A 26,948-nucleotide genomic window follows, 5' to 3' on the forward strand; every position below is an offset into this window, starting at 1 on the left:
AATAATAATCTATCAATATTTTAAACTGTTTGTTCAAATGAAACTTTACGAATAAATATACTACTAGTTATGATATAAAGAGTAGTTAATCCGATTGAAATAACAGTAAAATAAGGAATGTCTATTAAAGATGCATCGTTTGTAAATATTAAACCTGTTATCCCCGCTTCTCCATAAAGTACACTATTCATTGATAAGAAAAGTGTCCCACCAATCATAAGACCGATCCACTTAAATCTTTGCTTAAACACGACTACTAGTTGAAAGAAACATGCTGTCGTAACATAAAATAAAAGTTGTAAAATAAACTGTTGTACCAATTGCCCCCAAAAGTTAACATGTACTAAGTTATAATTTATATCTTGTAAAAGCATTACTTGAAGAAATGAAAACAATGCAGATTGCAGTACAATGTAACAAATTGCTCCGATGAAATATTGAATTCTCGTTACACCAAATGAAACAGCTAAACGAAATACATCATCCTGAATAATGAAAACACTCCCTACGATAAACATCATAATCGCTATTGAAGGGTTAGTGATAAATCCGGGAATATAGCCAATTTTCATTCCATATAAATGAGCTGCATTCATAACTCCTTTTATTAATAGAGCTACCATCCAAAATATTAATAGTGCTTTATAATGAAAATTTATATGTAACTTTAACTGCTTCATTAATATCGTCATTCCAATTCACCACCAGTTATGTGAATAAATAATTTTTGTAATGTTATTCCATCAACTACTAATCCTAATTTTTCAATAGAGTCATAATCTTCATTAGACAATTCTCCCCATATAACAGCAATACCCTTATTTCCATAAACTTCTCGTTCTAACGCTTTTTTATTGATTGAGAACTCGTCCACTTTATCTTTTTGCCCTGAAATAATATGACCTTGTTGTAATAAATCTACCACCGATGATTGAATAACTAATCTTCCTTCTTTTATGATTATCACATCTTCAATAACATGAGTTACTTCTTCTACTAAATGTGTTGATAATATAATTGTTCGTGGATACTCACCGTAATCTTCTAGTAGTAGATTATAAAATAATTCACGGTGTGCTGCGTCTAAACCTGTAGTTGGTTCATCAAAAATAGTAATTGGTGCTCTACTTGCTAATCCTTGAATAATTCCTACGACTGTTTGCATACCATGAGATAGCTTATGGTATTTCTCTGTCATATTCAGCTGAAATTTATCTGCCAGTTCTTCAGCATAAGCTCCATCCCAATTTTTATAAAACATGCTACACATGTTAAAAATTTCTTTTACTTTATAACTTAAATGCGCCTCTTCTTTTACTCTAACAAAACAAATATTTTGCATTGCTTTACTATTTTCAAATACATTTTCACCAAATACAGATACGTTTCCACTACTCGAAATAATTTGTCCTGCTAGTAAGTTTAATAAAGTCGTTTTCCCTGCTCCGTTCCTTCCAAGCAAACCATATATTTTATGCTCTTCCAATGAAATCGTTACTTCATTTACAGCTATTTTCTTTTTATATTTTTTCGTTAACTCTAACGTTTCAAGTGCAATCATCCCTCTTTCCCCTCCTTCGTAATTTTTCGAATCATATCCATCAATTCATCTTTTGATATTTCTAGCACTTTCGCTTCTTCCCACACTTTAGGTAAATATTCGGTCATAAAAGTGTTTTGTCTTTTTTTTAGTACAACTTCCTTCGCTCCCTTTGCAACAAACATCCCGATCCCTCTCTTTTTATATAAAATGCCTTCATCCACTAATACATTTACTCCTTTAGCTGCAGTAGCTGGATTTATTTGTAACATCTTCGCAAATTGATTTGTTGATGGAACTTGTTCTTCTTCAAGCAATATGTCTTTTAAAATATCAGATTCAATGGTTTCTGCAATTTGTATGTATATTAATTTGTTTTGCTCCAGAGTAGGTTTCACAATTTCACCACCTTAGGTTCATAGGTTCATTACTTATGTAATTAACCATATCACATTAAATTATTCATTTCCATAAATTTCTTTTACAAAAAAAGAGAGTCATTTGATTAAGAATGACTCTCTTTCTAAGATTTCAAAGTTTCAACTGAATTATTCCCAACATATTTCTTAAAATCACAAGGTTCAACATCAAATATTCCTTTTATTCTTTCTCATTTTGAACAAGCAGTAATGAATATAAAAATTGTTAGCATAACAACCACATTACAATGCATATATTTCATTTAGCATCCCCCATTTTTATCGCAATCTTGTTAATTACAATACTTCTTGTCAAATCCCTTTAAAACATACGCATTTTAATCAAAATTAAAAATTTTCAATTTTTATGTTTACAATTATCCATTAATTGTATATACTTACTAACGTAAGAAAAATATTCTAAAAGGAGGTCGAAGGAAATGATGAAATTACAATTACATGCATTAACTTTAGCGTTAACTGCACCTGTGTTTTCTGGACAATTAAATATGAATTCGACCACCCTAATGGAGAATTGAAAATCGCACTTTATTTCTATTAATTCATAAATTCGCCACAGGAGGTCGTATACTTTCCTGTGGCTTTTTCACGCGCCTAGCCATAGGAAAACTATAACTTCCTGTGGCTTTTTTGTGCGGTTTTTTAGTCTCTTACATTATTTTTTTAAGAAAGGAGCAACATTCGATGACTATTAGCGTATTGTTTTTAAGTATTACGATTCAAAGAAATACAATTTCCAAAGATGAAATTTTTCATAATGAGCAAATTGAAAAAGCTATGAATGATGTTAAGGAGCGCCAAGCGATTTATTGTGATCACCTGTAATTCCTTTTCGAAAGGAGGAATTCATTTATGACTTTTCATATTTTCTTTTTTACGACTGCACTTCAGAAAAAAACATTATCTGAAGGTGAAATCATTCGTGACCAACAATATAAACACACTATGGATAAAATAACGGACATTAAAAGTTCGTATTATATACAAATGTATTAAAAATATATTTTAAAGGGGCAACATTCTAATGAAATTTAAAGCATTCTTTTTAACTATTACTATTCAAAAGCGTAAGCTTTCACAAAATGAGGTTTTACACGATCAACACGTTCAAAATACTATGGACGAAGTTAAAGAGGTTCAATCATCCCTTTACAACCGTCTTTTCTAAATAAATCCTAAAGGAGCATCATTCTAATGAGATTTAAAGCATTCTTTTTAACTATTACTATTCAAAAGCGTAAACTTTCACAGAAAGAGATTTTACATGAACAACACGTTCAAAATACTATGGACGAAGTTAAAGAGATTCAATCATCCCTTTACAATCGTCTTTTCTAAATAAATCCTAAAGGGGCAACATTCTAATGAAATTTAAAGCATTCTTTTTAACTATTACTATTCAAAAACGTAAGCTTTCACAGAAAGAGATTTTACATGAACAACACGTTCAAAATACTATGGACGAAGTTAAAGAGGTTCAATCATCCCTTTACAATCGTCTTTTCTAAATCACTTATAAAGGAGCAAAAATCCAATGAAATTTAAAGTATTCTTTTTAACCATTATCATTCAAAAAAATAAATTTTCTGAGTCTGACATGCTTCATGAACGACAAATTAATCAGGCTATGGATAATGTAAAAGAAAGACAAAGTCATTACTGTAGTCATCTGTAATTCCGATTTGAAAGGAGGAATTCACATATGAAGTTTCACTTTTTCTTTTTAACTATTACGATTCAAAAAGAAACGATATCTCAAAATGAATTAAAACAAAAACAACAATATAAACAAATTATTGATGAAATTCGTGATTGTAGAAGTAAGTACTACACTCACCTTTAATCGTTTAAATATATAAATTGAAAGGAGTCGATTGTAATGTCGATAGTACGGTGTAAAGAAATGATTTGGATAGTTCAGAGAGATTCCACATAGCTTTATAAAGCATATGTCACACGAGTTTACTGCTACATTTGATATATAAAAAATATATAATAACACCTCATTCATACACTTTTTAATATTTTACAACAAAAAAAGATACACCACTTAAAAAGTGGTGTATCTTTCTCAACGTATACTATTTTCGATTATTTCGTTTTGTCTTGAACAATCTCACTAAGTTCGAAACAACCGTTTTTGTTACTGCATAAACTGGCACTGCTAAAATCATTCCAATAATTCCTGCGAAGTTACCTACCCCTAAAATTAATATAATAATTGTTAACGGGTGGATATTTAATTTTGAACTCATTATACGTGGTGAAATAATGTTACTTTCAAACTGCTGTACAATTGTTACGATGATTATTACGTACAATGCTTGCATCGGGGATACGAACAAACCTACAATTACAGCTGGTGCTGCACCAATGAATGGACCTAAGTTCGGAATAATATTTGTAAATGCTGCAATAATCCCTAAAACGAAAGCGTACGGTAAACCGATAATTAAATAACCGATAAATGTAAAAGCACCTACAAATATACAAACGAGCGATTGGCCTTGAATATACGCAGATAATGTTTCATTCGTTTCCTTAATAATACGAAGTCCTTCTTCTCGGTAAGACTCGGGTAATAGACTAACTGCTTTTCTTGGAAAGGCATGTCCATCTTTAAACATATAAAATAATATGAACGGTACTGTAAATATAACTAACGCAACATTCGTAATTATCCCAAATACAGCCGTTGCACTCGACGTAATTGTGTTTGGGATTTCCTTTAAAGATGCAATCGCATTTTTTTCAATTGTTTCAATGGAAACGTAATTTTGTGTAGATATCCATTCAAACAATCTATGATGGGATAATTCTTGTATGTATATTTTCCCCTCTTTTATGTAAGTTGGCATATTTTTTACTAAATCCATTAACTGTTGTGAGATGGTTGGGACGACTACTCCAATAGCAACCCCAGCTAATGTGATAATAAAAAGATATAGTAGTAAAATCGCTAAATTTCTAGGAACTTTTTTATTCTCCAAAAAGACTAATACAGGGTTAAATACAAAGTATAAAAATAATGCGATTAAAATTGGGAAAAATAATGTTGATATGAAGATACCAATGGGTTGAAATAGAAACGATATTTTTGTGCAAATAAATATGATTCCTACAACCATCAGCACTTCTAATGTCCAAAAGTGCACTTTCGATTTCAAAAAAACGGCCTCCTTTAAACTAGCACTTCTCTTTATTGTACCAAAATAAACATGAATTTCACATAATATTTTCCTTTACAATATTCCAAAATACCTATAAATACACTACAATGAGATTACAAACAAATTTGCAGGTAAAGGTGATAAATATGACACAATGCATCATTTGCAGAAAAGATACGAAAGAACTTAGTGAACAATATGTCATCCCAGAAATATTATGTGGATATTATTTCACAAACTCAATTTGTGATACTTGTCATGAACATATGACAACAAATATTGATCGCCCTTTAATTAGGCATAAATTAAGTCAATATAAGATTGAGCAAATGAAAAAACAAATCGACTCCCCTCTCTATACGAATGAACACGGCGAGGAACTTGCGGCGGCTGAGACAGATGTCGTTGAAGTAAGTGACGAAATACTTTATTCTAATGCATTAATTATGAAACTATGTAAAAAGCACGATATTTCACTACATAATGAAATTTGGAAAGAAGAACGTGTAACGAAGGTAGCTAGCTCTATTCAACGTGAATTACTTTTAGATAACCGTAAATACAAAATGAGTGTATTAAAAATGGCCTATACTTTTGGTGTACAAACAATTGATGGTTACTTTGAAGATCCCGATGCAATTGATATTTCTAACATTCTATCAAATGCCGATTTTATGGAATTAAAAGAAAAGAGCATTGTTCGTGACTTAAGTAAAAGTTCACTATGGAATACATTAAATACAAATAGTGAAAACCATTATTTTATTTTATTAAGCGATAAAGACGGCCTATTTTGTTTCATTCGTCTATTTGATATCTTTGACGTTGTTGTTCATTTATCAGAAAAGCGATATGAACTTCCATCACCAATTGTCGGCGTAAATAACGTAAATAAGCAGGAATTTTATGTCCAAACTTTAAAACAGTATATGGATGGGCTATTTAAAGAAAAAACTCCTTCTATTTAATCGAAATCAGAACATACGGTCTCCTTTCTTGATGAAAAGACACTGTGTTATAATAAGTATGAAAAGAACAATACAATCACATAAACTAATTATTAATTGTATATAAATAAAAAAGACTAGTGTGCGGCTACACACTAGTCCACGTAACTTAGCAGATTGGATTGTTCATTTATCCTATTTGTTTCTTACAAACAAAACAACCCACATTCTATTGGCATAGGTGGGTTGTTATTTTTTGAGCTTGTCTATTAAAACGACGACGAACGTTAACAATGCAACGAGAAACAGTCCACCCTGCAGTAGCAACGCTATTTCACTCACGTATTATCACCTCCCTCCTACTTGGAGAAGTGATAATTGAACAACCAACCGTACCTTAAGTTACTATTTAATTTTACCATATTTTCTAATAGTTTACGATGAAAACCCGCAAGCGAATTACTTGCGAGTTTTTTTAATCCCGTATTAACAGGCAGTAAACAAAATGAAGTAAAACATGGGTGAAACTGTCTGTAGATGCCCTATTGGTTCAACTATGACAATTCATCCAAAGGATTAAAGTTTCACTTTATTTCTCATTATTTTTTAAGTGCATATGCATCAGCTATCATTTCACCAACAATTTTATTTTCTTGTTTCTCTTCTTTCAATAAAGGAAATAACAGTTCTGCCACTTCATATGCTTCTTCTAAATGAGGATATCCCGATAATACAAACGTATCAATTCCTAACGCTTCATATTCTTTTATCCTTTTCGCTACTGTATGCGGATCTCCTACAAGTGCAGTACCTGCACCACCTCTTACAAGCCCAATGCCAGCCCATAAGTTAGGGCTTATCTCTAACGACTCCCGTGTACCTTTATTTAAATGAGTCATCCGTCTTTGACCGACCGAATCATATCTTGCAAATGTTTTTTGAGCAAGCTCGATTGTTTCGTTATCTACATATTGAATTAAACGTTCTGCCTCTTCCCATGCTTCTTCTTCTGTTTCTCTTACAATTACGTGTAATCTAATGCCAAATCGAACTGTACGCCCCTTTTCTTCCGCAAGTTTTCTTACTTCATCTATTTTCTCTTTCACTTGCTTTGGTGGCTCGCCCCACGTTAAATATACATCACTATGTTCTGCTGCAACTTCCTTTCCAGCAGCGGATGATCCTCCGAAATATATAGGAGGGTATGGCGTTTGAACTGGCGGGAACACAACTTTACTATCCGTAACCTTAATATGTTTTCCTTCTAAAGAAATTGTTTCACCTTGCAAGGTCGATTTCCAAACCTTTAAAAATTCATCCGCTGCTTCATATCTTTCATCATGCTCAAGATATAATCCATCACCTTGCAATTCAACCGGATCTCCTCCAGCTACTACATTAATTAGAAGTCTGCCGTCTGACATTCTATCAAATGTAGAAGCCATCCTCGCTGCAACTGTCGGTGACATTAGTCCTGGTCTAACTGCAACTAAAAACTTTAATTTCTCTGTCTCAGCTGCAAGTGCCGATGCTAATACCCATGGATCTTCACAACCTTGACCAGTTGGAAGTAACACACCTGTATATCCTAAATAATCAGCTGCCTGTGCAACTTGTTTATAATAATCATACTCAGCTGCTCTTCCTCTTTTTGTCGTTCCTAAATATCGACCATCTCCATAAGCCGGAATAAACCATAATAATTCCATTTTTTTGCACACCCCTTTATTATTTTGAAATGTATATTAAAGCACTCTATATAAATTACCCCTAATAATTTATATGTTAATTCTCTGTCTCACCTTTAAAATTATCCCTCCATCTTAAAAACTTCACTTCTAGTAAACGTACTAGTGAATCAGAAAACTTTCCAACGAATGCAAAGATAATAATGCCGACAAATACGATATCTGTATTTGAAAATTGCCTTGCATCCATAATCATATAACCAATACCTTCTGTAGATCCCATAAGTTCTGCTACTACTAAGCTCACCCATGCAACGCCTAAAGACAAACGTGCTCCAAGTAATAAATTTGGTAACGCTGCGGGCAAAATTAATTTCGTAATTAATTTTCGTTTACTAAACTCTAACACTCTCGCAACATCGAATAATTTTGAATCTACACCTCGTATTCCTAAAAACGCGTTTACGTATAAAGGAAAAAATGCCCCGTCCGCAATTAATAAGACTTTCGATGTTTCTCCAAAACCGAACCATAATACGAATAGAGGTGCAACAGCTAAGTGAGGTACAGTTCTTAACATTTGTACTGACGGATCTAAATATTGCTCACTCCTTGTTGAAAATCCAACAATTGTTCCTAAAATGATTCCTAAGCTCCCGCCAATAAAGAAACCCGCGGCCGCTCTAAATACACTAATACTTAAATGACCGAATAACTCTCCTGTTTTTATAAGTTCTTGAAAAGCTAGAAATATATCTAATGGTGTTGGTAATACTGTTTTAGAAACTAGATCGAATACGCCGGCTAACTGCCAAATTATTAATATAATAATTGGTATAGTAATCGCTCTTACTAACACTTTTACATTCGTCTTTCGCACTTTTTTTACATTGCTTTTGCCAATCGTTATACTCGCCCTTTTCACAACAGCCTTCGTATTTTCCAATTTACAAAACCTCTTTTCATTTCGCCTTTAATGCTTTTTCTACGAAAGAATTATCTACAACTTTATCTGTTTTTATTTCTTTCTTTATAGAACCGAGTTTATATTGAAAATCTGCTGTCTTTTGCTGTTCTGCAACTATTTCTTTCGTTACCGGAACTAAAATAGGTTTGTCGTGATTAAACACTTCTTTTACAATTTCTGCATCTATTTTCTTTGCAGAGGTATATATTTTTATTGCTTCATCTAAATTTGACTCTTGCCATACGCGTGCTTTTTCATATACTTTAAGAAATTTCTCCACTAATTCTGGATGCTCTTTCGCAAATTTTGTTCTAGCAATTAAAAACTCTGGAGAAGATACATTTAATAGTTCACCATCTGCAATTACCTTCGCCCCTTTATTTACCGTATGTAACGATATGAAAGGATCCCAAATTGCCCATGCATTTACTGACCCTGATTCAAATGCCGGCTGTGCTTCATCTGGTTGTAACTGAATGACATTCACATCTTTCGCATCGATACCTTCTTTATCTAGCGCACGATATAATAAATTAAAAGCACTACTTCCTTTTGCTACTGCTATTTTCTTGCCTTTCAAATCTTTTACACTTGTAATCTTGCTATCTTTTTGAACGAGAATTCCAGTTCCTTTTCTCGCATAACTGGTATTGGCAATTTCGGTGAATCCAATACCTGCTGCTTGCGCTGAAATGACTGGAGAATTTCCAACTTCACCAAAATCTAATCGGTTTGATGCGATAGCCTCAAAATAAGGAGGTCCGCTTTGGAACTCTGTCCACTTTACTTTAACGCCTTCTTTTTTAAACTCTTCTTCAAACCATCCTTTTTTCTGCGCAAGTAATAGTGGGCTTAATCCTTGCTGAATACCAATTTGTACTGTTATATCTTCCTTCTTACTACTTGCTGTGCTTTTTTCGCATCCTAATAAAAATAAAGATATAGCTAAAGCAAAAGAAAGACCTTTGAATTTTTTATACATATATAATCACTCTTTCCCTATATACTTGTTTGAATTAGTCCACCGTGTTCAAACTGCTGTAATACTTTCTTTCGAATTTCTTGGAATGATTCGGAAGTTTTACTACGCGGATAAGGTAAATTATTTTCAATCACTTTATGTATTTTTCCAGGCTTTGCACTCATGATGACAATTCTGTTTGAAAGATATATTGCTTCGTCTATATCATGGGTAACGAATATCATTGTCGTATTTTTTTGTTCCCAAATGTTGAGCAGTACTTCTTGCAAATGACTTCGGGTAAATGCATCCAGTGCGCCAAATGGTTCATCAAGCAATAATACATTGGGATCTCTTAGCAACGCTCTTGCAATCGCAACACGTTGTGACATCCCGCCTGATATTTCTTTCGGATATGATTTTTCAAAACCGTCTAACCGAACAATTTCAACCCATTCCTTTACTTTATCCTTCACATACTTATCTTTTAATGACAAATCAGCTGCAATATTTTCTTCCACTGTTAGCCATGGAAACAATCGATGCTCTTGAAATATAAATCCTTGCTTCTTACTCGGTTTTGTAATACGCTCCCCGTCAATAATGATTTCTCCTTCAAAATCACTGTCTAAGCCTGCAATAATTTTTAATAATGTACTTTTTCCGCAACCACTCGGACCAATTACTGTAACAAAATCCCCTTTCTCTAATTGAAAATTTATATTCTCTAATACTTGAACAGTACGAGTTTGTTTCGAAAAATATTTTGATACTCCATCAATTGAAACAGTCACTTTTCCCCCTCCTTAAAATGATTCATCTAAATGAACAGATTCAATATTTATGCAATAAAAAAACCAAAGGCATTTTATCAATAGATAAAATGCCTTTGGTTTCTCCAATCAGCAATACGTAATAGAATTAAGTACATATTATACAAATATTTCCGATAAGTCAACTAGGTTTTATTAAAAATACATATGATTCGTTTGAACATCCTTATTGTTATTTATTTAAAAATTATTTTTTATGGTTCTTAATCTACTGTAACCAATAAGAAAACTCACATGCCTCAAGAAATACGCTTCTAACCTTAGACTTATCAAAAAAATTAGATCATATAACTTGAGACCACTCAATTCCATTAATCACGTATTCTAACTTCAAATCAATTACACTTTAGTTTAACCTCACCGTTTCTGTCTCTACAATCATTTGAGGAAGCGTCTTTTGAATTATTTCCTCTAATACATAAAGAGCTTCATTCACATAACCACCCTCAAAACCCTTTAAAGGCTCAGGTAACTCATCTTCATCTAAAATAAAGTATTCTCCGCTTGGAAGTACCAAAATATCAATAATTAAGTCTTCAAATGACACTAGTTCGTCTGTTATTTGCGTATTTTTTACAATATTAAAATAAGAGCCTAAATACATTCCATTCTCATCTCTCCATATGTATAAATTGTACGGACGATCTTGCCAATAGTATGCAATGGTGTAACTTCCTTTCGGTATTGTTAAGCTCGAATCATGTGTAGTCATCGTAAATGAATATTGCACCTCATGAAATAACACGATACTTTGCGATTTCTTTTCAAGTATTAAACAATTGTGATCTACTATTGTCGAGTCATATCGAATTTTTCTTTCTATAATTTCACATTTTGCTGTTTGTAATTTATTCATTATTATGTTTCCCCTTATGCTAATTCTAGTCTTAATTATATCGATTTATTTAGTGATGAAGAAGTATTTTGTCTACAATTACACAATAAAACTCCTTCTGATTTAGAAGGAGTTTTTCACTATCCACCATTTATATGTTTTAGCCTTTCAGTAACCGCATCATAAAATTTCCGTTCCTCATCAACATTTAAGTGAACACGACTTACTGTTTTAGAAAATCCATATAACAATTGTGCTTTCACTGGCTCTTTTAGTGTTATTTCAAAAGTAGCAGGTTCTTTTATGAACTCCATAACAGTTGCATCCAATACCTCTTTCTCTTCTTTTGCTTTTGAGGAGTCTCCTTTGTAGAACGCAATATCATCAATTTGTGTAAATGGTAATTCAACTTTCTTTCCTAATCCAATTTGAATGATTACTTGTTCTTCTGTTACGACAATTGGATTTTTACGCATCGCTTGTATTTCAGCTATAAAATAAATCATTGCATATATGTTTAATATGAGTAAAATCCAAGCTACCACTGGATTCCATTGATGAAGCAAATAATGAAAACCGATACTTTCAATTACTGTTGCGTGGATAATCATAATATAAACACCTATAGCACCAGTCTTTTTGTGATAAGAGTATACGGATGCACCTTCTGGCACTTTTTCACGCCACGAGAAAAATACATAATAGATTAACTTACACTCTGTTACAAAGATATCTACTAATTTACTCCTTTTCATTGTAGCGTCAAACGCTGCATCAATTGCATAAGAAAATGAAGAATATTCTCTTTTATATTCTTTATATCTTTTTACAATGTTAGGGAGTATTCTAACAATTTTATATAAAAGGAATAATTCTATGCATACAAATGCAATTTCTCCCGCAACCATAATATAAGAAACGTATGAAAAAGCTTGTAAATAGTCACTTGGAATAATAAACCTCGCAAATATATAACCAGCTATTACAACGGGAAATATATACGTTAACGAATATCTCTTTCGAATAATTAAGAAATACGTGATGACTGGAATTACAAATATACAATCTAATAAAGAACCAAGCACTACTTCTTTCGGTGCGGCTGGTACTATTGGAAGGGCATACAATAAATAGTTTGATAGCATAATTAAAGATACGATCCCCAGCCAAATTCCTTTTCGCTTTCGCGATATGGATACATTCATACGGTCACTCCTCTATTTAAAAACCTCGTTTAAGCGGTCTTTATAAAATGAAATGGCACGTTCAAATTCTTTTACTTCATCTACTTTCACGACGGTTTCAAGTAATAATTTCATCGCGGATTCATGATCATTTACGTTATATTTAGCTAATGATAAAAAAACTTTCATAGCGTCATTCTCCGGAAACTTCTGCACCCCTGCTTCTAAAATTGTAATTGCTTTATCATACTCTCCAATACAACGATATGTACTACCAAGACCAATATAAGCTCCGCAAAGTGACTCACCTTCAAGACCGTTTGCAATTGCCTGTTCATAATACGGCACAGCGTCCATTTCAAGACCCATTACATCATGTATCCAAGCACATTGATAATGCACTTCTGCATCCCTCGTAAAATTTGTTAATCCTATAAGTATCTCTCTGGACTGTGCATATTTCTTTTCGTCCCGGAGTTTAATAGCTTGCTTTAATAAATGTTCCATAGGACCCACTCCTCACCAATTATTCTCTGTATAGATCTTGATTGGTTTACGCTTCACATTCGATTAAAGTCTCGCTCATTTATATACTATGCAGATTCATTCTTATCTAAAAACCAAATTTTACAAAACAGTAATACGACTACATAATATCTCTAAGCTTTTGACAATTTCTTTCGCTGTTTCATCTTTCCCATTACATAACTTACCTTTACCATCTTGACCAATCAAATAGTGTACAGCTCCGCGCGAATATAAAGAATGTGGTGAATTCGCAATCATTACATTCGCCTTTGCTTCTTTCATTCTATTTTTCGCTCTTTCAAACAGTTCTTCCTCATTTAAATCACTTTCAAGTTTAAAACCAACGAGTACTGTTTCTGGATCCCACTCTTTAATTTGTTTTAATACTTTCGGTGCCTTTTTAAAATGTATAATCGGCGCTATATCACTTGAAATTTTCCCATTCATATCAAGAACATTCCCATCTTGATCACAAATCTTGTCCACAACCCAATCTGATCCAGCCGCTGCCATAATGACCGCATCGACTTTTTCATGCGTAATGATACTTTTCATTTTATCTTGTAAATCAACTATTCCTTCAAATGGGTGTAATTCTAATCCTCTATGTACATCGCTTGGTTTTTCAGCGAAATAACCGTGTAAGTATATAACGTGTGCACCTTTCGCTATAAGTTCTTCCGCGATTATCCTTCCGATTGTTCCTTTTGCCATATTTGTATGTCCGCGTACTTGATCCCATTTTTCTAAACAACCACCGCTCGTAATTAATACCTTTTTCCCCTTCATTATAACCATCCCTTACTGATTTTTCTTACGAAACCAATCCGTTCCAAAGTCAACTATATCACGTTGCTTCATAATACGACACGTTGCGTTGCCTATTTTTCCATTTGTTACAGTTCCTTTTTGCTCAAACTGTACACCAATTTCTACAAACGTATCAGAATCGTAATCCATATCAACAAACTCTTTCCATATCCTTTCACCGTTTTCTAAAATTGGTGCTCCTACTTTTATTAACTCACGTGCACCAGAACGTACTTCAGATATATGTACAGACGTATTAGAATCATAGCCAACACCAATTAATAATATGTGTCCATCTAAATCGTATATTTTTCTTAATGGTGATTCCTCTCCAAAGCTCATTGATAACGAATGATCCCTAACTATTTCCTCTGCATGTTTTCCCCATGCAGCAAAACTTCCTAATGGATGATTACTGCGTACTACATTCGGATATGTACGGAAACATTCAACTATTTCCCCCATGCCCCTTGTTGGTGTTATGCGTGGATCAAATGCTGGAACGTTATCACGGATAATCTGCCACCAGTCTTCGGGTACAGGTGGTCTTGACCAATGTTTCGGATCGGATAAATCTGAAGATTGCGTAGGCATAATAATCGTTCCTTCTTTTGTAACAACCTTCATTATCGCTTCTACTACGGCAACCGCGCCACCAGATATCCATCCTATCGAACTTAATGAAGAATGAACGATTATTGTCATTCCTTTTTTAACTCCTAATGCCGCTAAATCTTTTGTAATAGATTCAATTGTATTCGGAAATTGTGTATTCGCTACTATTTCATTCATTTTCATAATGGTTCCCCCACTAGCCATATATTAAAATTTAAACTTACACATAAATATATTATCATATTTTTCTTAATTTTTAACTTAATCATTCCTCATATCTATAAAAATGGTAATATTATTATGTGAGATATTGTTTAATTGTGTTTACAATATCAAAAGAAGGTGAACAAATGAATAAAATTTTATTCTCTATTCTACTATTTGGACTCATTTCCTTAAGTGCATGTGTTTCTGTGCAAGATGACTATGAGAGTTATTGGGTGTTAGAAAAATCAAGATATAATGAAGGTGGATATGGGCCATCAAATTTATATGAAAAAGCACAAGAAGACCCAACTATGGTTCATTACTCGAATGGTAGTATTAGCGAAGGACAAAGAATGGTTTATTTAGCATTTGGAAAGAAATATAAAAACGATAAAATTACAGTACAAGAAGGAAAAGACGAAAAAAACACATCTGTTATCGTATTACATATTGAAAAAGGTAAAGGAAAAGATGAAAATCCTGTACTGTATATTGGTGTACCAAAACTTAGGGACTCTATTAAAATTGTAGATGGCGACGGAAAGAAGATCTTTGAAATGAAGAAAGATGAAGGTTTTACATCACAACAATAAAAAAGCTTTTTTATACATAAACAAAGAACCCATCACAAATGATGAGCTCTTTGTTCACTTTATCCTTCGATTGTAATCCCAGTAAACATTGATAAGTTTCCCGTTATTTTCTCACCTACACGTAAAAATAACCCCGCAGCTCTCCCGCTAATACAATGTGAACCAATTAATAGTTTACCAGTGTATGGGCCATCCCAAGTATTAATGGTGTAGTCAGGCATTTTTATGTATTGCTGGTATATTTTCCGTTGTTCAAAATAATACTCTGTTTTATCTTCAGCTATTAGTTCTTCATTATCGTATATTGATACTCCGCCACCTTCCCGGCCATATAAAGGTTTGGAAACATACGATTCATTTCTTTCTAAAAATGGTTTATTTTTAAAATATGTTGGTAGGAAGTAGTTCTTAATGATTTCTCGCTCGTCTTTCTCAAAGAAAACTTCCTCTTCGAAAAGCTGCCAAATTAATGCGAGTACACTTTTATTTTGCATAAGAAAAGCAGCTGGTGGATTAATGATTTTGACTCTTCCTTGCGCTATATGATCTAAAAACTGGAGTCCAATTCTTTTTCCGTTTTTATCGACATCTGAAACTAAATATTCAATTGGATATAGTCTATATAAATAATGGATTCGTTCACCATCTTGCGTATATATACCATCATCTGCCACGACGATATCTTGTATACCTATGTAATCCGTTGGTTGATCTAAACAATAGCTTCTTAAGAATTGAACTGTTTGATGATCTTCATCGTGCCAATCGTAACTAGTAAAATATATCGTCTCTGTAGGCTCTATATTATAGTCATGCTTAATTTGTTCCCACGCCTGCACAATATGCTCTTCAATATGATTGGGATGATTCACATCATGATAACGGCATAGTACTTCATTTGCGACAGACGGCTCTAAGTACCCTGTTGGTGTGTCACAATTTACTTCTATTAATTTAATATCATCACCATTTACGATAAAATCGAACCTTGTAAAATATGAAAACAAACCAGTATGTTTCATTCTCGCAATTTCCCACGTTTCGGGCGGAAATCCAAGTTTTTGAAAATCTTCTGTCGTATTTACAATAAATTGATATGTTCTATATAACACATACATAACTTCTTCTGTCGCTTTTGAAATAGCGGTATATGTGTTTACTGGCATACGATACATCCCTGTAGCCATATATTGATTCCATTCTTCCTTCTCTAACAGACTCGGCCAAGTAAAGCCATTTCGACCAGCCTCTTCTGCGAGTGAAAACCATACTTTCATATACTCTTTCTGTTCTTGTTCTGTATACATGACTCCATTATCCTTTCATTTTAGGATCCGGCTGGCGCTTTTGCATTCCCAATTCCACTTGAACCAGAATTTACTTTTGGTGTTTGTGTCGTAGATGATTTTGGCGTACTTGTATCTGGCGTCACTTTATTTGCTGTATTCGGTGGTTGCTTATTCAAATCAACTTTATTTGAAGAGTTATTGTTACTGTTAGTGCCGCCGTAATAGCCTCCACCACCACTGCCACCAGTTCTTCTCTCATCTTTTTCACGATAAGGAATAACATTGTTTGTATACGGATTCTTCATTACATTTGACTTTGCTGTATAATTCATATTTGAAGTTCGGCTTGCTAATAAATAGCCTGCTACGAATGGAAGTATCGGTAAATGTGAGTTTTCATGATACGATGAAAATGATGGGTTATTTTCCTTGCATAACTCATCTTTCTCTACATTTTCCATTGTTGGAGTTTTATCGTCACAATTTAATGTTCCTTGTTCATTCCCTTGCTTCGCATCATCCGTTTTAACAGCCGTACTTTCTTTCTGTGCAGTTTCTTCTTCATAATCACCACAACCCGTTAATAAAAAAGATGAAACACCAATTGAAGCAGCGACTTTCATAAATTTACTTTTATCCATTCTCATGTGTTATACACCTAATTTCTTTTATCTATAATTTTCCAGATACCTTTATTATATAATGTAAATATTACTTTTTTCAAACTAAACCCTATATGCACATTTGCATATTTTATACTATTTTTCTAAATAACAATGAAACCTTCCGATTCCCGAATATTTTTCTCCTAGACTTTTGATCTCAAAACCACTTTTCTTATAAAATTCTACAGCCTCATCGTCTGTCTCTGCTTCTATATAAGTAAATTGATGCACTCTTACTATTTCTTTTATCATTCGCAACGCAATTCCTTGATGACGATATTTTGGCATAACAGCAATGTGACATATTCTCGCTTTCATTGATCCAATAACTTCAATACCTATACAAGCTTTCTCTTCGTATTTATATAATGTCCCTTCACTTCCTTGATAAAATAATACTGCTTTCTTTAAGCTTATTTCATTTGGACCGACGGCATACTTTAGTACATTAAAAATTAAATCTTTTTCAATTTGTTCAACACACTGTAAATTCATACTCATATCCCTTTCTATGAAAAAAGATTAGCTCTTTATAAAAAGAGCTAATCTCTCTACGCTGTTATCTTTTCTTCTTTCTTCACAACGACCGCTACATAACTATGTAGTATCATCCCAACAATAACGAGACTCATACCAATCCAAGATAAAGATGATGGAATTGGTGCAGATAACCAAATGAGTTCTCCTGCTAGCGCAAATAAAACTTCACCAGACTGCGTTGCTTCCACTGTTGCTAGTTTTTGCGGATTATCTTTTACAAGATCTGTCGCAAAGAAAAATAGTACTGTCGCGATTAAACCTGAACTAACCGCTACAATAAAACATTGGAACACTTGGCTACTTGACGGTAATCCACCTGTTGATATTTCGTAGCCAGATAGTAAAAACCAAAATGGTAAACTTGCTAATGTCATACCGAGAACCCGCTGGAATACATCTAACTCCCCTTTACAAACTTGCATCATTTTTCGATTTCCAAGAGGATACGCAAACGCTGCAATAAGTACAGGAACGACACATAAAATGGTTTCACGAATGCCTAATGAAGAGGCGTGTTCTACTTGCATAAGTACAACACCACATAAAATAATGCCTGACATTACTAATTCTTTCATTGGAAGTTTTTTATGTAATGGGTCTACCGCAAAAAATGGTGTTAATAAAATACCAGCGACGATTGTTATTTGCCATGTTGATGCAACAAGCCAACCAGGACCAAATGCGCCAGCAAAACTAAGCGGTGCATAAAAGAGACCAAATCCAACAATACTCCATACTAACCATTCTTTCGGATTGTTTTTCATATATTGCAAGAGTTGCTTTAAGTTCCCTCTATACATGACAATAAGTAAAAGCATTGGAACCATAAAGTAATACCGTAATGACGCACTCCAAATCCAGCTTCCGCCCTCTAAGTCCATCGCCCGGTTTAAAACGAAGGTAAAGGCAAAGAAAAATGATGCCAAAATCCCTACTGCAATAGCTTTCATTATAAAACCCCTTGTTTAGTTTCTTCTTAATACTATATAAAAAATGAATATAATTTAAATTCATTTTTTAAAAATTAGATGTAATATAACAAACTTCTCCCCTTAAAGAAACAGTACCATATATTGATCGTCACTATAAACACCATTTATCTTTAAAGCATTTTTTTCTATACCGTACGTTTTAAATTCCATTGATTCATATAATCGTTTGGCTGGTTCGTTCGTTGATACCACGCCTAAATTCAATTGCTCTAACTTCATTTCCCTTGCCCTTTCAATAGCTTTACGTATTAAATCACGCGCAAGACCACTTCTTCGATTATCAATATCTATATACATCGCAACGATATGTCCTTTATGCTTATATGCTTCCTTTTCTTCAGTTAATAACGTAACAACCCCAACTAAACAATTTTCTTTATTAAAAGCGCCAAATGTAAAACTACTGTTAGATGAAAGATTACTAGCAACGCGTTCAAGAGGGTTTTCTTGACGTACTGCTTCTTCATAAGTCGTTACAAATGCTTCTGGATTTACTTGCAGTGCTTGTAAACGTAACTCCCAATATTGTTTTGCATCCACTTTTGTAAGTAATCGGATCATTTTATCTTCCCCTTTTAATTTACATAATATTTTTATAGGCTATTAGTTTTTTGTTCATACTCTTCTCTTAATATACTGTAACGATAGCGATGAATAAACTTCCCCTGACGCAATCGATCATTTCTCATTAACCCTTCACATACAAACCCTGCATTTTCATAACTCTTTCTCGCTTGTTTATTATCTTCATCTACACGTAACCAAATTTTCTCCAATTCGAACTGAGAGAATCCTATTAGTAACATGCTGTTTAGAGCTGCCATTCCAAATCCTTTCCCCCAATAGTCTTTATCTCCAATCGCAATTCCTAGTTCTGCATTTTTATTTGTTTTATCAAAGTTTTTAAGGTCTACCCATCCAATATGTATACCTTTCTCGGTAACGATAGCTCTTTGTTCATAACCATTTATTCCATTTATACATGCCTCAATCCATTTTTCCGTATCTTCACGAGTGAACGGTGGATATTGATCTGGAACAACTAAATGTTTTGTTACTTCTCTATCTAACGACCATCGATATCGATCTTCTACATCATCTAGTGTCAATTCTCTTAATTGAACGAATGGTATATTCATTTTTCTATCCCATTTTTATTTACCAATAGAAAATCCTTCGAACACTCTTCCTCCATACTGTTCTAACGTTTTTTCTATAAAATGAATGAATTCATTTTTCTCTCCTGTTTTATAAAAATGATCAAAAGCCGCTACAAACTCGTTTGCATATTGCTCATCAAATCTTCTTAACACTCTAATAAACCATTTTGAATTTCCGAGCCACATACCATTTACTCTTAATACATATTCATGTACAAGATCCGCTAATAAATTAGCGATAAATAATTCTTCTTCTCTTTTTGATGCACCTATAAAATCATCTAAAGCATCTGTAATAAAATAACGTTTTTGCCTCATCGTTTCCTCGGTCCATTTAGCAGGTCCTTTATTTAGTAAAACATTCGCTTCTCTTTTTAATTTCTCAACAATTTCATTTTTCCCTTTTAATGAAATTCCCTCTGAAACTAATTGTGGTAACGAAGGTCTCCCTCGATCGCAATCCATTTTAAAAAAGGTTTTATACGTTTCAAAATTATGCACGAATACTTCAACGGGCCAACCATTACTATAGAAGGATTCTCTATAACAAGATGTTAAACTATGATCTATTATTACAATATCAAGGTCAGATGTTTTAGTCGCTTCTCCTCGCGCAACACTTCCTCCGAGTAAAGCTACATCACAATTCGGGAATTGTGATGTAATTATGTTTTGTGCCGCTTCAATTGGTTTCATAGCCTTTCCCCTTTTCTTAATTCACTTTCTTTTTTCAGCTCTTTCTCTCGCCTTTTTTATATAGGCTTCAGCGTCGGGTGTTTTACATGACGTTGCGCCGTGATCAACCTGTACTTTTCCAATTTCACGTGCAATTTCAATCGCTTGTCGCTCTAAGTCTTCATTGCGAATTCCTATCGCAATTAAAGCACTATTCATCGCTTCTTTTTTCCGATTTTTTTCATTATGTATATGTGTTTTAATCTCTTCTAAATATGGTAAGAAGAAATCATCATGTAACGTTTTATTTTTAATCGCTATATTCGCTAATAAGGACCAACCTGCTCTTCCGATCCATTCATCATCCAACTTTGTCCATTCTTCCATTCTTTCTATCGCAATTGGCGATGTACATATAGCCGTCATCAAAACGTCCATTAAACAATAATAATCGACTTCTCCAACCCATTCATTTAGCTGCTTTGTCGTAAGCTTCTTCGGATCTAAAACCATCGTCGCCAAAGTCATTGCGTCCATATTTTTTGTTTCCCATAATGAACTCGCTAAATCATGGTCTTTTTTTATCTTCTTTTTTAACAATTTTAAATTCGCAAAACTAACTCCAAATAAAGGCTCTTTCGCCCCATGATTTTTATACGTCTTACGCGTTTGTTCTGTCCCATATTCTTCTAATTGCTGCATTACTTCTTCAAGTAACATATGTCCACCTCATTTTTGTTTTATGTTGACTTCATATATGTATGTACGATATATTCTACATTATTTTTTGATTTTCCTATATTTATTTTTAAATTACGGTATGTGAAATTATTTCCGTTTCAGCCTTTAACAAAATACACTTTTTTTATTTTTCATTCATCCTTTGTATGCAATACTCCTTTAACGCATGTAACGGATCTATTATTCTCCTTCCTATCCGATTTCCAACATTTGTAGCAGCGTCTACCATCGATAATTGTGCCACTGAAATCATTTCGTTTCTGTCTTTCATTCTTTCATATAAGTAATTTTCTAATCTAGTATCATGCACTTCTTTATGACCTTGCATAATTAACTCAAATATACCATCTATCACTTCAATTTTTACATGTATAGATTTATTTTTCTGCTTGGCGTATTGTTTTAAACGTTTTATCGTCCCTGAAACAGTGCTAGTATTCGTAAAAAGTATTGTTTGCGGCTTTTCAATATGACAAATCATTTCAAAAAATGGCTCGTCTATTTTCAAAATAGGAATATTTATCTTAAAATCCTCATTTAATAATGTAATATAATCTGTACAAGTTATTAAAAGTGCATCTATATCACTTTCGGCTATATATTTTATTATATCTTTCAATTTATTTCGAGCTACCGCTCTTTCAAAGCCACTCTCTATTTGTTGTCTTTGTGCTATGATAGGATCTACAAAATGAAGTATTTCTATTTCAAAAGGTTGTAGTACTCGGTCAATGTATTCAACATTTGAATAATGAGCATGTAAACAAGCTAATTTTTTCATGTTTATCCTCCCTTTTCAAAGTAAAAAAAGCAATTTTAAACTGCCATAAATGCAATATATTTCATTCAATTCTTCTTTCATTTCTTCAAACCTGCAATGACGCTAAAATCTTGCATATTATTCATAAACTTTCTTACACTTGTAAAAAAGTTTTTTTGCATTTCCCTACCTATAATTGCTAATATAGTAGAGTAGAACTTTTATAGAGAGAAGGAAAATTATGCACAATGGAATTCGAATGACAACTTTAGTGAAAAGGGCTATGTTGATTTGCGCTGGGGTATTATTTACTTACGAAGCCGCTTTTGGATCAGTACATACCGCTCTAGCAAGTACAGAGGATGAAGCAAAATCAGTTCAACTTGTAAGTGAAATTCAAACCTCCCTTGCACCGAAAGAAGCTCCAAAGCACTATAATGGGCAAGTTAGAAAAGTCGCTTACTTAACATTTGACGATGGTCCTGGAAAATATACAGCTGAACTTTTAGATATGTTAAAAAGAGAAGATGCAAAAGCGACATTCTTCCTAATTGGGTCAAACGTAAAAGCTTTCCCTGATCTTGTAAAACGTGAAGATGCTGAAGGCCACTATGTTGGGATGCACAGTATGACTCATAACTACAAGAAACTTTACACAGAAGGTCATTACGTAGACGAAATGAAAGAAGACCAAGGCTTAATCGCTGGCGTTTTAGGTAAATCACCAGTATTAACTCGTCCTTCTTACGGCTCAATGCCAGGATTAAATGAGGCTCTTCGCAACAAAGTTGTTGAGAATGGCTTAAAAGTTTGGGATTGGACAATCGATTCATTAGACTGGACATATAGCAAAATGCCTGTTGATGCTGCATCAGCTAAAATTGTAGAAAATATTCTAGCTCATGCTACAAATCCAACAGAAGTTATCCTTATGCACGATATTCATCCACAATCCGTAAAAGCAGTACCTGGTATTATTAAAGGGCTGAAAGAAAAAGGATATGAATTAGAAGCCTATAGTGAGAACGAACACTTCCCATTAAACTTCTGGCATGATAATCGTATGTAATGAAAAAAGACTTAATTTCCTCTAGTAGGTTATTGAGTCTTTTTTATCGTTTTGGAAATTTTCTCATATAGAAAACCCATACATGATTTCACCTTTTCTATAATATACGTCCCTTCCCTTTTAGCAAGAAAAGATCAAATGAATGTAACTTTGAAACATCACATGCTATACTATAGCCTAGTTTAAATAAGTAGGTGCCATATGATCGTATATACAGTACAAACTGAAGAAGCTTGGAAGCAATTTAAGAAACTTGGTTATTTAGAAGGTAATAAAAAAATCATCGATTCAGACGATATATATTCATATGACTGGATGGTGCGCGTTGCTAAAACAAGATTGCCTCATTACGAAGGTAACTATCCTATTTGGGTCTGGGAAGCAAATAATTACCCAAACCGAAATCATAAAGCTTGGGGTAGAGAAAATTCAAAAATGGTAATTTTAACACTAGATGTACCGAAAAAATGGGTACTATGGAGCTATTTTGACTATTGGTGCTGCGTTATGACTGATGGATCAAAATATTTATATACAAAAAACAAGTGTACATTAGATGAATGGTATTCCTATATGGATAAAGAATACGGGATAATATTCGATTTCGACTATTTATTATCTCATCCTGATTGGTGTCTAGGCAAAGAGGGTTCATTAGAAAAGCAAGGTGTCATTGGGAGAATTCCCCTTTCCTTCGTAAAAAAAGTACAACGTTTTCGTGCTAAGGAAGATAAATCTATTAATAATATCAAAAGTGATAAATGGGATAACAGAAAAGAAAGCCGTATTAATAAGATGAATCGAAAATTAAGAAAGAAAAAAGATAAGCAAAAAAAACTACAAAAGCGACTTATACGGAATTAAAACACATATACATATCAAAATACAGCCAAAAAATAGGATTGAATATACAAATTCAATCCTATTTTCTATATTATCAACACTTTAGCACATATTACTCTTAAGGAGTGATATATATATGGATTTTCTCTCACCTGAATATTGGTCTGCCTTACTTGCCATTATTGTAATCGATTTAGTATTAGCAGGAGATAACGCTATCGTAATCGGATTAGCAGCAAGACGACTGCCGAAAGATCAACAAAAGAAAGTTATTATTTGGGGAACTATCGGGGCAATTGCTATAAGAGCCGCTGCTACTTTAGTTGTCGTTTGGTTATTAAAAATACCAGGATTACTTCTAATTGGTGGTGTGCTCCTTATATGGATTGCTTACAAATTAATTGCTGAAGGAAAAGATCATGATATTAAGGCAGAAGAAGGATTTTGGTCTGCTATAAAAACAATTATTATTGCTGATGCGTTAATGGGAATTGATAATGTTCTCGCTGTTGCCGGAGCTGCCCATGGCAACTTTTCTTTAGTAATCATCGGGTTATTAGTTTCTATTCCAGTAGTTGTATGGGGCAGTACATTAATTTTAAAATGGGTTGACCGCTTTCCTGTCATCATTACGATCGGAGCCGCTGTTTTAGCTTATACTGCTGCAAAAATGATTGTAGATGAGAAATGGTTCGCTGGATTTTTCGAAAGTAATCCTTTCATTAAATGGGCATTCATCATTATTATCATTGCAGGTGTAGTGTTCTTTGGAAAGGCGAAACAAAAAACAAAAAATCCTTCTTTATAATGATGGAATTATAAACAAGAGCGCTACTTATATAAGTAGCGCTCTTTCATATTTATTTTGTTTCCTCGTCTGCAGTCGTCTTCACCTTCGTTTTATTTTTATCAGGATTGTTATAGTTATATTTAGAACGATCTACCGGTGTAAATCCTTCTGGTGTGTAGAATCGTAATAAGTCACCATTGACAACTTGGTCGGAGTATTTTAGTGATTTTTGAACCATTTGTTCATTTTGTTTTATTTCGTCTGTTAATTCAACAGGTTTTCCAGTAGCAGTATCAAAGTATTTGCCGTTCAGTGCAGTAACTGTTGGGCTTACGTAGTTACCGTTACGGAACGGAACGACTTGTTTATGCTCTGGTGATAATAAATCTGATCCGAATTGGACATAATTTTTCGTATCTGTCCCAAGTAAGTGTAATAGCGTTGGCAACACGTCAATTTCTCCGCCGTATTGATGTTGTACGCCACCTTTCATTCCTGGTACGCGAATGATTAAAGGTACACGTTGTAATTGAGCATTTTCAAATGAGTTCATTTCTTTACCCATTATTTGAGACATTGCCGCACTATGATTATCTGAAATACCGTAATGGTCACCGTACATAACGATAATTGAGTTATCATACAAACCAGATTGTTTCAAGTAATCCATGAATCCTTTTACAGATTCATCTAAATAACGTGCTGTTTGGAAATACGTATCTACTGATGAATCACCTGTATTCGCTGGTTCAATCGTTGCTTCCGCTTTATCAATCGGATAAGGGAAATGGTTAGATAACGTAATAAATTTCGTATAGAACGGTTGTTTCAACGTTTGTAATAATGGAATTGATTCATTAAAGAACGGTTTATCTTTTAAACCATAGTTTACTACATCTTTTTCGTTCATATCATAGTATGACGCATCAAAGAATTTATTAAAACCAAATGATTTATAAATTTCATCACGGTTCCAGAACGTTTTGTAGTTACCATGGAACACTGCTGATGTGTATCCTTGTTGACCTAAAATAGCTGGTGCTGATTGATACGTATTATGAGCTTTATTTGTAAAAACAGATCCTTGCGGTAATCCAAACATTGAGTTCTCTAACATGAACTCCGCATCAGATGTTTTCCCCTGTCCTGTTTGATGGAAGAAGTTATCAAAGTATAACGTATTCGCATCTTTTGTAAATGAATTTAAGAATGGTGTAACCTCTTGACCATTTAACTTATAGTTTAGTAAAAAGTTTTGGAATGACTCTAAATGAATATAAATTACGTTCATTCCTTTTCCTTTACCGAAATACTCAGGATTTGGACTTGCATAAGTTGATGTAAGATAGTTTCTAACTTCTGTCATATTATCTCCATCAGCTAATGCTCGTTCTGTTGATGCTTTCGCACTTTGAATACCATCATAAATCGTAAAGTTGTATGCTCCTAAATATTTCACAATATAATTACGATCGAATGTTCTTGTTAATAGTTCCGGACGGTCAGATTCTGCAAGCCCTAAGTTAATGCTGAATAATAAAATACCTACTACAAATACTAGAGATAATTTATGCTTCGCAACACGGATTGGTTTAGGATTTACAAATTTCATTGCGACTAAAACAATTAGAATAATTGTATCTAAGAAATATAGTGGATCATATACGTGTAGCAATGCAAAAATACTACCACCTAAGTCTCCAAAGTTATTCGATTGTGTTAATGTCGGGAACGTAATAAAGTCGCTAAAAAAGCGGTAATATACTACGTTTGCATATAAAAGTATGGACATTAACAAATTAATAATAATTACCCAAATGTAAGCTCGTTTCCCTTTTGCAAATAATGCAAGTCCTAAAAATAGAACTGCTGAACTAAGCGGGTTAAAAAACAGCAAGAATTTTTGGATTGTATTTGAAATTCCTAAATTAAATTCTGTTACATACGCTGCATATGTTTTGAGCCATAATAATATAACGGCAAACAGAAAGAATCCAAAATGATTGCTTAACACACTTTTACTCTTTAATAAGAACTGTTTCATTTCTCCACCTCTTTTGATCATCCAAGGCTTATTTTTTATAAGTCTGTCTCTCTATTCTATTT

Annotated in this window: 36 protein-coding genes and 1 pseudogene; 12 read left to right on the forward strand and 25 right to left on the reverse strand. The window is 33.5% G+C overall.

What is annotated here, in order from left to right; genetic code table 11:
- Positions 1–20: 20 nt before the first annotated feature.
- From DN410_RS05150 to DN410_RS28350, 4 genes and pseudogenes are all read right to left on the reverse strand, one after another.
- Positions 21–692 carry a DUF4052 family protein gene (locus DN410_RS05150; protein WP_149175632.1) on the reverse strand — a complete coding sequence of 224 codons (672 nt, stop codon included), beginning with the start codon at positions 690–692 and terminating at the stop codon, positions 21–23.
- A complete protein-coding gene (locus DN410_RS05155; RefSeq protein WP_149175633.1) occupies positions 689–1,561 on the reverse strand; it encodes an ABC transporter ATP-binding protein in 873 nt (290 codons plus the stop codon). The genes DN410_RS05150 and DN410_RS05155 overlap by 4 nt, the downstream gene beginning before the upstream one ends.
- Positions 1,558–1,938 (reverse strand): GntR family transcriptional regulator, encoded by a 381-nt coding sequence (locus tag DN410_RS05160; RefSeq protein WP_149175634.1) that lies wholly within the window; start codon positions 1,936–1,938, stop codon positions 1,558–1,560. The genes DN410_RS05155 and DN410_RS05160 overlap by 4 nt, the downstream gene beginning before the upstream one ends.
- 146 nt (positions 1,939–2,084) lie before the next feature.
- Positions 2,085–2,222: pseudogene (locus DN410_RS28350) on the reverse strand (DUF4825 domain-containing protein); the annotation flags it as partial.
- 442 nt (positions 2,223–2,664) lie between these two features.
- Between DN410_RS28350 and DN410_RS05165 the strand changes: the two are divergent.
- The 7 genes from DN410_RS05165 to DN410_RS05195 are packed head-to-tail and all read left to right on the forward strand — an operon-like array spanning position 2,665 to position 3,823.
- On the forward strand, positions 2,665–2,805 hold the full coding sequence (locus DN410_RS05165; RefSeq protein ID WP_149175635.1) for a YrzI family small protein: 141 nt from the start codon (positions 2,665–2,667) through the stop codon (positions 2,803–2,805).
- A gap of 27 nt (positions 2,806–2,832) precedes the next feature.
- Positions 2,833–2,976 carry a YrzI family small protein gene (locus tag DN410_RS05170; RefSeq protein WP_149175636.1) on the forward strand — a complete coding sequence of 48 codons (144 nt, stop codon included), beginning with the start codon at positions 2,833–2,835 and terminating at the stop codon, positions 2,974–2,976.
- Between the two features lie 28 nt (positions 2,977–3,004).
- On the forward strand, positions 3,005–3,148 hold the full coding sequence (locus DN410_RS05175) for a YrzI family small protein (RefSeq protein WP_149175637.1): 144 nt from the start codon (positions 3,005–3,007) through the stop codon (positions 3,146–3,148).
- Positions 3,149–3,174: 26 nt separating this feature from the next.
- Positions 3,175–3,318, forward strand: coding sequence for a YrzI family small protein (locus tag DN410_RS05180; RefSeq protein ID WP_149175638.1), 144 nt, complete (start codon positions 3,175–3,177; stop codon positions 3,316–3,318).
- 26 nt (positions 3,319–3,344) lie between these two features.
- Entirely contained in the window at positions 3,345–3,488 is a 144-nt protein-coding gene (locus DN410_RS05185) for a YrzI family small protein (protein ID WP_149175639.1), read from the forward strand.
- A gap of 26 nt (positions 3,489–3,514) precedes the next feature.
- Positions 3,515–3,655: a YrzI family small protein gene (locus DN410_RS05190; RefSeq protein WP_149175640.1), complete on the forward strand. Its 141-nt coding sequence runs from the start codon at positions 3,515–3,517 to the stop codon at positions 3,653–3,655.
- A 27-nt stretch (positions 3,656–3,682) separates the two neighbouring features.
- On the forward strand, positions 3,683–3,823 hold the full coding sequence (locus tag DN410_RS05195) for a YrzI family small protein (RefSeq protein ID WP_149175641.1): 141 nt from the start codon (positions 3,683–3,685) through the stop codon (positions 3,821–3,823).
- Between the two features lie 238 nt (positions 3,824–4,061).
- On the opposite strand, the gene DN410_RS05200 is transcribed toward DN410_RS05195, so the two are convergent.
- Entirely contained in the window at positions 4,062–5,147 is a 1,086-nt protein-coding gene (locus tag DN410_RS05200) for an AI-2E family transporter (RefSeq protein WP_149175642.1), read from the reverse strand.
- 149 nt (positions 5,148–5,296) lie between these two features.
- Here DN410_RS05200 and DN410_RS05205 point away from each other — a divergent pair, with 149 nt between their 5' ends.
- Positions 5,297–6,118, forward strand: a complete 822-nt coding sequence (locus DN410_RS05205) for an HNH endonuclease (RefSeq protein WP_149175643.1) — start codon at positions 5,297–5,299, stop codon at positions 6,116–6,118.
- A gap of 228 nt (positions 6,119–6,346) precedes the next feature.
- Here the strand turns inward: DN410_RS05205 and DN410_RS28355 are convergent, their stop codons facing one another.
- The 10 genes from DN410_RS28355 to DN410_RS05250 form a co-directional block, all read right to left on the reverse strand.
- On the reverse strand, positions 6,347–6,439 hold the full coding sequence (locus DN410_RS28355) for a putative holin-like toxin (RefSeq protein ID WP_001289320.1): 93 nt from the start codon (positions 6,437–6,439) through the stop codon (positions 6,347–6,349).
- A gap of 257 nt (positions 6,440–6,696) precedes the next feature.
- Positions 6,697–7,806: an FMNH2-dependent alkanesulfonate monooxygenase gene (ssuD, locus tag DN410_RS05210; RefSeq protein WP_149175644.1), complete on the reverse strand. Its 1,110-nt coding sequence runs from the start codon at positions 7,804–7,806 to the stop codon at positions 6,697–6,699.
- Positions 7,807–7,882: 76 nt separating this feature from the next.
- Positions 7,883–8,731, reverse strand: coding sequence for an ABC transporter permease (locus DN410_RS05215; RefSeq protein ID WP_149175645.1), 849 nt, complete (start codon positions 8,729–8,731; stop codon positions 7,883–7,885).
- Positions 8,732–8,747: 16 nt separating this feature from the next.
- Complete coding sequence (locus DN410_RS05220) at positions 8,748–9,734, reverse strand: aliphatic sulfonate ABC transporter substrate-binding protein (protein ID WP_149175646.1); 987 nt, start codon at positions 9,732–9,734, stop codon at positions 8,748–8,750.
- A gap of 17 nt (positions 9,735–9,751) precedes the next feature.
- Positions 9,752–10,507 carry an ABC transporter ATP-binding protein gene (locus DN410_RS05225; RefSeq protein ID WP_149175647.1) on the reverse strand — a complete coding sequence of 252 codons (756 nt, stop codon included), beginning with the start codon at positions 10,505–10,507 and terminating at the stop codon, positions 9,752–9,754.
- 385 nt (positions 10,508–10,892) lie between these two features.
- Positions 10,893–11,402 carry a ribonuclease FAU-1 family protein gene (locus tag DN410_RS05230; RefSeq protein WP_149175648.1) on the reverse strand — a complete coding sequence of 170 codons (510 nt, stop codon included), beginning with the start codon at positions 11,400–11,402 and terminating at the stop codon, positions 10,893–10,895.
- 119 nt (positions 11,403–11,521) lie between these two features.
- Positions 11,522–12,586, reverse strand: a complete 1,065-nt coding sequence (locus DN410_RS05235; RefSeq protein WP_149175649.1) for a hypothetical protein — start codon at positions 12,584–12,586, stop codon at positions 11,522–11,524.
- Between the two features lie 12 nt (positions 12,587–12,598).
- The gene (locus tag DN410_RS05240) at positions 12,599–13,072 is read right to left on the reverse strand and encodes a tetratricopeptide repeat protein (protein ID WP_149175650.1); all 474 of its coding nucleotides are present in this window, start codon (positions 13,070–13,072) and stop codon (positions 12,599–12,601) included.
- 120 nt (positions 13,073–13,192) lie between these two features.
- Complete coding sequence (locus DN410_RS05245) at positions 13,193–13,882, reverse strand: phosphopantothenoylcysteine decarboxylase domain-containing protein (protein ID WP_149175651.1); 690 nt, start codon at positions 13,880–13,882, stop codon at positions 13,193–13,195.
- Positions 13,883–13,894: 12 nt separating this feature from the next.
- Positions 13,895–14,695, reverse strand: coding sequence for an AAC(3) family N-acetyltransferase (locus DN410_RS05250; protein ID WP_149175845.1), 801 nt, complete (start codon positions 14,693–14,695; stop codon positions 13,895–13,897).
- A 173-nt stretch (positions 14,696–14,868) separates the two neighbouring features.
- Between DN410_RS05250 and DN410_RS05255 the strand changes: the two genes are divergently transcribed.
- Entirely contained in the window at positions 14,869–15,318 is a 450-nt protein-coding gene (locus DN410_RS05255) for a hypothetical protein (protein ID WP_149175652.1), read from the forward strand.
- A 59-nt stretch (positions 15,319–15,377) separates the two neighbouring features.
- Here the strand turns inward: DN410_RS05255 and DN410_RS05260 are convergent, their stop codons facing one another.
- The 9 genes from DN410_RS05260 to DN410_RS05300 form a co-directional block, all read right to left on the reverse strand.
- Positions 15,378–16,625, reverse strand: a complete 1,248-nt coding sequence (locus DN410_RS05260) for a glutathionylspermidine synthase family protein (protein ID WP_149175653.1) — start codon at positions 16,623–16,625, stop codon at positions 15,378–15,380.
- A gap of 20 nt (positions 16,626–16,645) precedes the next feature.
- A complete protein-coding gene (locus DN410_RS05265; RefSeq protein ID WP_149175654.1) occupies positions 16,646–17,254 on the reverse strand; it encodes a hypothetical protein in 609 nt (202 codons plus the stop codon).
- 111 nt (positions 17,255–17,365) lie between these two features.
- Positions 17,366–17,767, reverse strand: a complete 402-nt coding sequence (locus DN410_RS05270; RefSeq protein ID WP_149175655.1) for a GNAT family N-acetyltransferase — start codon at positions 17,765–17,767, stop codon at positions 17,366–17,368.
- 56 nt (positions 17,768–17,823) lie between these two features.
- Complete coding sequence (locus DN410_RS05275; protein WP_149175656.1) at positions 17,824–18,762, reverse strand: DMT family transporter; 939 nt, start codon at positions 18,760–18,762, stop codon at positions 17,824–17,826.
- Between the two features lie 102 nt (positions 18,763–18,864).
- Positions 18,865–19,365 carry a GNAT family N-acetyltransferase gene (locus DN410_RS05280; RefSeq protein WP_149175657.1) on the reverse strand — a complete coding sequence of 167 codons (501 nt, stop codon included), beginning with the start codon at positions 19,363–19,365 and terminating at the stop codon, positions 18,865–18,867.
- A 32-nt stretch (positions 19,366–19,397) separates the two neighbouring features.
- Positions 19,398–19,943 (reverse strand): GNAT family N-acetyltransferase, encoded by a 546-nt coding sequence (locus tag DN410_RS05285; protein WP_149175658.1) that lies wholly within the window; start codon positions 19,941–19,943, stop codon positions 19,398–19,400.
- 15 nt (positions 19,944–19,958) lie between these two features.
- Entirely contained in the window at positions 19,959–20,660 is a 702-nt protein-coding gene (locus DN410_RS05290) for a nucleotidyltransferase domain-containing protein (protein ID WP_149175659.1), read from the reverse strand.
- 21 nt (positions 20,661–20,681) lie between these two features.
- Positions 20,682–21,359 (reverse strand): DNA alkylation repair protein, encoded by a 678-nt coding sequence (locus DN410_RS05295; protein WP_149175660.1) that lies wholly within the window; start codon positions 21,357–21,359, stop codon positions 20,682–20,684.
- 145 nt (positions 21,360–21,504) lie between these two features.
- The gene (locus DN410_RS05300) at positions 21,505–22,161 is read right to left on the reverse strand and encodes a class I SAM-dependent methyltransferase (RefSeq protein ID WP_149175661.1); all 657 of its coding nucleotides are present in this window, start codon (positions 22,159–22,161) and stop codon (positions 21,505–21,507) included.
- Positions 22,162–22,381: 220 nt separating this feature from the next.
- Here DN410_RS05300 and DN410_RS05305 point away from each other — a divergent pair, with 220 nt between their 5' ends.
- The 3 genes from DN410_RS05305 to DN410_RS05315 all read left to right on the forward strand — a co-directional run bounded on the left by DN410_RS05305 (position 22,382) and on the right by DN410_RS05315 (position 24,860).
- The gene (locus tag DN410_RS05305; RefSeq protein WP_149175662.1) at positions 22,382–23,209 is read left to right on the forward strand and encodes a peptidoglycan-N-acetylglucosamine deacetylase; all 828 of its coding nucleotides are present in this window, start codon (positions 22,382–22,384) and stop codon (positions 23,207–23,209) included.
- A gap of 201 nt (positions 23,210–23,410) precedes the next feature.
- Entirely contained in the window at positions 23,411–24,073 is a 663-nt protein-coding gene (locus DN410_RS05310; RefSeq protein WP_149175663.1) for a DUF3841 domain-containing protein, read from the forward strand.
- Between the two features lie 115 nt (positions 24,074–24,188).
- Positions 24,189–24,860: a TerC family protein gene (locus DN410_RS05315; protein WP_149175664.1), complete on the forward strand. Its 672-nt coding sequence runs from the start codon at positions 24,189–24,191 to the stop codon at positions 24,858–24,860.
- Positions 24,861–24,912: 52 nt separating this feature from the next.
- Here DN410_RS05315 and ltaS read toward each other — a convergent pair whose 3' ends face one another.
- Positions 24,913–26,886, reverse strand: a complete 1,974-nt coding sequence (gene ltaS, locus DN410_RS05320; protein ID WP_149175665.1) for a lipoteichoic acid synthase — start codon at positions 26,884–26,886, stop codon at positions 24,913–24,915.
- Positions 26,887–26,948: the final 62 nt, after the last annotated feature.

It is taken from the genome of Bacillus sp. SH5-2 (assembly GCF_008368905.1).
In the GTDB taxonomy this organism is placed as follows: Bacteria; Bacillota; Bacilli; order Bacillales; family Bacillaceae_G; genus Bacillus_A; species Bacillus_A luti.

What these genes read in the sequence shown, in the direction of transcription:
- DN410_RS05150 (WP_149175632.1), bottom strand. Translation starts at nt 692, where the DNA reads ATGACGATATTAATGAAGCAGTTAAAGTTACATATAAATTTTCATTAT.
- DN410_RS05155 (WP_149175633.1), bottom strand. Translation starts at nt 1,561, where the DNA reads ATGATTGCACTTGAAACGTTAGAGTTAACGAAAAAATATAAAAAGAAA.
- DN410_RS05165 (WP_149175635.1), top strand. Translation starts at nt 2,665, where the DNA reads ATGACTATTAGCGTATTGTTTTTAAGTATTACGATTCAAAGAAATACA.
- DN410_RS05170 (WP_149175636.1), top strand. Translation starts at nt 2,833, where the DNA reads ATGACTTTTCATATTTTCTTTTTTACGACTGCACTTCAGAAAAAAACA.
- DN410_RS05175 (WP_149175637.1), top strand. Translation starts at nt 3,005, where the DNA reads ATGAAATTTAAAGCATTCTTTTTAACTATTACTATTCAAAAGCGTAAG.
- DN410_RS05180 (WP_149175638.1), top strand. Translation starts at nt 3,175, where the DNA reads ATGAGATTTAAAGCATTCTTTTTAACTATTACTATTCAAAAGCGTAAA.
- DN410_RS05185 (WP_149175639.1), top strand. Translation starts at nt 3,345, where the DNA reads ATGAAATTTAAAGCATTCTTTTTAACTATTACTATTCAAAAACGTAAG.
- DN410_RS05190 (WP_149175640.1), top strand. Translation starts at nt 3,515, where the DNA reads ATGAAATTTAAAGTATTCTTTTTAACCATTATCATTCAAAAAAATAAA.
- DN410_RS05195 (WP_149175641.1), top strand. Translation starts at nt 3,683, where the DNA reads ATGAAGTTTCACTTTTTCTTTTTAACTATTACGATTCAAAAAGAAACG.
- DN410_RS05205 (WP_149175643.1), top strand. Translation starts at nt 5,297, where the DNA reads ATGACACAATGCATCATTTGCAGAAAAGATACGAAAGAACTTAGTGAA.
- ssuD (WP_149175644.1), bottom strand. Translation starts at nt 7,806, where the DNA reads ATGGAATTATTATGGTTTATTCCGGCTTATGGAGATGGTCGATATTTA.
- DN410_RS05220 (WP_149175646.1), bottom strand. Translation starts at nt 9,734, where the DNA reads ATGTATAAAAAATTCAAAGGTCTTTCTTTTGCTTTAGCTATATCTTTA.
- DN410_RS05230 (WP_149175648.1), bottom strand. Translation starts at nt 11,402, where the DNA reads ATGAATAAATTACAAACAGCAAAATGTGAAATTATAGAAAGAAAAATT.
- DN410_RS05235 (WP_149175649.1), bottom strand. Translation starts at nt 12,586, where the DNA reads ATGAATGTATCCATATCGCGAAAGCGAAAAGGAATTTGGCTGGGGATC.
- DN410_RS05240 (WP_149175650.1), bottom strand. Translation starts at nt 13,072, where the DNA reads ATGGAACATTTATTAAAGCAAGCTATTAAACTCCGGGACGAAAAGAAA.
- DN410_RS05245 (WP_149175651.1), bottom strand. Translation starts at nt 13,882, where the DNA reads ATGAAGGGGAAAAAGGTATTAATTACGAGCGGTGGTTGTTTAGAAAAA.
- DN410_RS05250 (WP_149175845.1), bottom strand. Translation starts at nt 14,695, where the DNA reads ATGAATGAAATAGTAGCGAATACACAATTTCCGAATACAATTGAATCT.
- DN410_RS05255 (WP_149175652.1), top strand. Translation starts at nt 14,869, where the DNA reads ATGAATAAAATTTTATTCTCTATTCTACTATTTGGACTCATTTCCTTA.
- DN410_RS05260 (WP_149175653.1), bottom strand. Translation starts at nt 16,625, where the DNA reads ATGTATACAGAACAAGAACAGAAAGAGTATATGAAAGTATGGTTTTCA.
- DN410_RS05265 (WP_149175654.1), bottom strand. Translation starts at nt 17,254, where the DNA reads ATGAGAATGGATAAAAGTAAATTTATGAAAGTCGCTGCTTCAATTGGT.
- DN410_RS05270 (WP_149175655.1), bottom strand. Translation starts at nt 17,767, where the DNA reads ATGAATTTACAGTGTGTTGAACAAATTGAAAAAGATTTAATTTTTAAT.
- DN410_RS05275 (WP_149175656.1), bottom strand. Translation starts at nt 18,762, where the DNA reads ATGAAAGCTATTGCAGTAGGGATTTTGGCATCATTTTTCTTTGCCTTT.
- DN410_RS05280 (WP_149175657.1), bottom strand. Translation starts at nt 19,365, where the DNA reads ATGATCCGATTACTTACAAAAGTGGATGCAAAACAATATTGGGAGTTA.
- DN410_RS05285 (WP_149175658.1), bottom strand. Translation starts at nt 19,943, where the DNA reads ATGAATATACCATTCGTTCAATTAAGAGAATTGACACTAGATGATGTA.
- DN410_RS05290 (WP_149175659.1), bottom strand. Translation starts at nt 20,660, where the DNA reads ATGAAACCAATTGAAGCGGCACAAAACATAATTACATCACAATTCCCG.
- DN410_RS05295 (WP_149175660.1), bottom strand. Translation starts at nt 21,359, where the DNA reads ATGTTACTTGAAGAAGTAATGCAGCAATTAGAAGAATATGGGACAGAA.
- DN410_RS05300 (WP_149175661.1), bottom strand. Translation starts at nt 22,161, where the DNA reads ATGAAAAAATTAGCTTGTTTACATGCTCATTATTCAAATGTTGAATAC.
- DN410_RS05305 (WP_149175662.1), top strand. Translation starts at nt 22,382, where the DNA reads ATGCACAATGGAATTCGAATGACAACTTTAGTGAAAAGGGCTATGTTG.
- DN410_RS05310 (WP_149175663.1), top strand. Translation starts at nt 23,411, where the DNA reads ATGATCGTATATACAGTACAAACTGAAGAAGCTTGGAAGCAATTTAAG.
- DN410_RS05315 (WP_149175664.1), top strand. Translation starts at nt 24,189, where the DNA reads ATGGATTTTCTCTCACCTGAATATTGGTCTGCCTTACTTGCCATTATT.
- ltaS (WP_149175665.1), bottom strand. Translation starts at nt 26,886, where the DNA reads ATGAAACAGTTCTTATTAAAGAGTAAAAGTGTGTTAAGCAATCATTTT.